Source organism: Candidatus Roseilinea sp. NK_OTU-006 (assembly GCF_012931985.1).
In the GTDB taxonomy this organism is placed as follows: domain Bacteria; phylum Chloroflexota; class Anaerolineae; order J036; family Brachytrichaceae; genus JAAFGM01.
The window spans coordinates 1-3,119 of sequence record NZ_JAAFGM010000076.1; the positions used below are offsets into that span (position 1 = coordinate 1).

The 3,119-nt window shown below is 63.3% G+C and carries 6 protein-coding genes; all 6 read right to left on the reverse strand.

Annotation, left to right across the window (positions count from 1 at the left end; genetic code table 11):
* The coding region (locus GXH28_RS15400; protein WP_169239901.1) for a ParA family protein at positions 1-307 on the reverse strand (307 nt) is incomplete at its 3' end.
* A gap of 42 nt (positions 308-349) precedes the next feature.
* Positions 350-595, reverse strand: coding sequence for a hypothetical protein (locus GXH28_RS15405; protein ID WP_169239902.1), 246 nt, complete (start codon positions 593-595; stop codon positions 350-352).
* Positions 588-773, reverse strand: a complete 186-nt coding sequence (locus tag GXH28_RS15410; RefSeq protein WP_169239903.1) for a hypothetical protein — start codon at positions 771-773, stop codon at positions 588-590. The genes GXH28_RS15405 and GXH28_RS15410 overlap by 8 nt, the downstream gene beginning before the upstream one ends.
* A gap of 2 nt (positions 774-775) precedes the next feature.
* Entirely contained in the window at positions 776-1,027 is a 252-nt protein-coding gene (locus GXH28_RS15415) for a hypothetical protein (protein ID WP_169239904.1), read from the reverse strand.
* 191 nt (positions 1,028-1,218) lie between these two features.
* On the reverse strand, positions 1,219-2,550 hold the full coding sequence (locus GXH28_RS15420; RefSeq protein WP_206156891.1) for an FtsK/SpoIIIE domain-containing protein: 1,332 nt from the start codon (positions 2,548-2,550) through the stop codon (positions 1,219-1,221).
* A gap of 14 nt (positions 2,551-2,564) precedes the next feature.
* On the reverse strand, positions 2,565-3,119 hold a 555-nt coding region (locus GXH28_RS15425), incomplete at its 5' end, for a hypothetical protein (protein ID WP_169239906.1).

Genomic DNA, 3,119 nt, shown 5'->3' on the forward strand with positions numbered 1-3,119 from the left:
GCTTTACATCTTCCGCTGTCATGAAAATCCCTTTTCTGTCTAGCAGCTCGTCTGCATCTGGCCAGTAGCCCGACAGGACATAGACTCCCGTTCCCGTATCCCATCGTGGTATATTCTCACCTTTCATCCAGCGCAGCGCCGAACCATCCGCCGCTATCCCAAACCATTTATGACAATACGGTGTGTTGGCCAAATCTACCAGTTTCACCGACTTCCCCACCCGTGCCAATCCATGCGCCAGGTTCACCGCCAGCGTGGTCTTGCCAACACCGCCTTTCTGGTTGTAAATCGTTATCACTTTTTCCATTACTCTGCCTCCTAATAACAACTTTATGCCCCTTTTCCCGGGTCACAACAAACCGGTCTGCACTGCCGCCTCATGGGTCAGCCACACGTCGCGGGGCAGGATGGTCTTGCTCTGCTGCACGGTCAGCCCGGCCGCCTTCAGCTTTTCCAGCAGCGCCGCATCCGCCTTTTCAGACGCCAGCGCCAGCTTCGGGCGCTTTCCCGTCACCTGCTGGTAGCGCGATACGGCGCTCGCCAGGTCTTCGTCTTTCTCGATGAGATACGCCCGCCAGATCAGTGTTTTATTCATGCTTGTCCTCCACTACAAAGTACGTTTGTTTGAGAGAGAGACCGCGCCGCTTGATCTCCTGCACATATTCGTCATCTGGCGGCAGACGCCAGGGCATGACCAGAGGAGCGCCCTCCTCAAACAGCCGCAGTGTGTCCTCATCCCAACGGCTCGCCGGGATAAAGACCATGTCGTGCATGCTCATTTTCCCTCCACACAAATCTGCAGCGCCTTCAGCCCCGCCGCCGTGATATGCAGGTGTCCGTCTCGACGCTCGATCAGCCCGCTGCGCTCCAGCTTTTCCAGCACCCGGGCATCGAAAGCGCGCAGGGCTGCTTTGCGTTCACGCGGCGTCTCCGCCAGAAAGCGCAGTGCCTTCGCCTCGATGGTCGAGGTCAGCCCGGCTTCCCGCACTCTGCGGGGACTGAAGCGATAAGTTATGCTGCTGTCCATGTCTTCCGCCTCCGTTGTTTTCGATCCAGCGGACACAGGTCGAGCCGCCGTGTCCGTGTACTTCCAGCATGTCGTCCAGAGTGGCATACAGCCCCGTCCCATGCGGACGGCGCAGCCAGCGCAGCACCACCGTCCCGTCCGTGAACTCCACCCCTTCCGCCACGATCCCCGTTCCGCTCACACCGGACACATCACAGCTTCTCACCAGCAGGAACGTCCGCATCGCCGCTGCACTCCGTGATGAGGGATTTGAGGCGGTTTGAGGGGTTTGAGGCAGATTGAGGGGGTTGAGGGTTCGAGACGAGCTCCCGCAGTTTTGGGCTGATGCGGCGGTTCACGCCGTCCCGCACCAGCCAGCCGCGCCGTTCCCAGCTTTCCAGCAGCCTGCGGGCTTTCCACTCGCTCCACCCCCAGACGGTCAGCAGCGGGATGGAGATGTGCCCGCCGCCAGCAGCGGCACGCACGGCAATCAGGCGTTCTTCTTCCGTCAGCGCCGCCTTGCGGACGGCGTTTGCCTCGAACAGGCTCTTGTCCACAAAGCAGGTTTGCAGCGGTCCCCAGCGGTCGGTCAGGGCCAGTCCGGGGCGGTTGGGGGAGATGCGCTCTGCGCCCTCGCAGCCCACCCGCCGCGCCAGCTCTGCACTGCGCACGCGAAAGCACACCGCCAGACTGACCTGCTCCCGCAGGGGTCCGACCAGTTCTTTGGTGAATTCCTGCGCCGCAAAGACCACGTTCAAGCCGAATTTGCGTCCCCGCCAGCCCAATGCGGCGATCAGCGCCTTGATCTGCGGTTCAGCCGCTGCGGTGGCAGAAAACTCATCCAGCACGACCAGCACCCGCGGCAGCGGCTGTTTGCCTGCTTTGACCGCATGGGCGTTGTATTCGGCGATGTTTTCCGGGAAGCCTTCGCTTTGTTTGAACAATGCCGCCCGGTGGTCGCACTCACCCAGCGCCCGCCCGATCAGCTCGAGGGCTTCGACAGGAGCGGAAGCGATGGGCTGAAGCAGCGCGGGGTGGTCTGCCAGCATCGGGAAGGTCGCCCCGTCCAGGTCGGACAGGAGCAGGCGCAGACCGTCCCGCAGCGCCTGCCAGACAAGGAGGCGCAGGAAGGCGCTCTTGCCGCTGCCGGTCATGCCCGCTGCCAGCACATGCCCCATCTGTCCCCAGCCCAACTGCGCCAGCGTCCCGTCCACCCGCATTCCCAGGGTGACCTGATGGGCAGGCGCATCGGCTGGCAGTTCGATTTTGCGGGGCAGACGGGGAGGTGGGGAGAGCAGCAGCACGTAGCGCAGACCGTTGTTCTGCGCCAGATACACCGGCAAACCGGTCTCTACCCGCAGGTGGTTGACCAGGTCGCCCGAGGTGTAGCGTTCCAGGAAGTTCACCTGGCTGGTGTCCATGTCGGCAATCAGCAGGCGCAAACCGCTGACTTCGGTCAGGTAGAAGCCGCGAAACGGCGCTTTCAGCCCGCGTCGCTGGAGGAGCGGCGGCAGGCGGTTGGCGACCGCTTCGGCAAGGCGCATTTCCCGACGGGTAATCATCGTTCTCCCTCCACAGCGTCCTTGTAGATGCCGCTGACCACCTCGCCGAGCAGCGGGCGGGCTTCCCGTTCCTGGATGACCCGCACGGTGAGCTGCGGCTGAGCTGGGCTCATTCCCTGGACGAGCTGCTGCGCCGTTTCCGTCTTTCCAGCCGCCGCCAGCGCACGGATGGCCGACACCTTCTGGTCGTTCTCGGTGACCTGCCGCTGGATGTCCGGCGGCGGCAGGGTGGGTTTGTCGGGGTCAATCACCGGATACAGGGAGCGGTCGGGGATGATCACCTTGCCGTCCCGTACCAGCACCAGCCGCCCGTCGGCGAGCTGCGTCAGCACCTGGTTGCGCTTCCACAGCCACACTCCCAGCAGACCCAGCACTGCCAGCACACCCAGCAGGACGAAGGGAAGCACTGCCCAGGCGTACTTGGCGTAGTCCTGCTGGATGGTGCGGATGCGCTCCTGGTACAGCGCTTCCTGCGCCAGCCCTGCGTTGACCGCCTGGCTGTTCGCCAGCGCCTGGACGGAGGCGGCATCCGCAGTGGACTGGATGTCCAG

What these genes read in the sequence shown, in the direction of transcription:
- GXH28_RS15410 (WP_169239903.1), bottom strand. Translation starts at nt 773, where the DNA reads ATGCACGACATGGTCTTTATCCCGGCGAGCCGTTGGGATGAGGACACA.
- GXH28_RS15415 (WP_169239904.1), bottom strand. Translation starts at nt 1,027, where the DNA reads ATGGACAGCAGCATAACTTATCGCTTCAGTCCCCGCAGAGTGCGGGAA.
- GXH28_RS15405 (WP_169239902.1), bottom strand. Translation starts at nt 595, where the DNA reads ATGAATAAAACACTGATCTGGCGGGCGTATCTCATCGAGAAAGACGAA.
- GXH28_RS15420 (WP_206156891.1), bottom strand. Translation starts at nt 2,550, where the DNA reads ATGCGCCTTGCCGAAGCGGTCGCCAACCGCCTGCCGCCGCTCCTCCAG.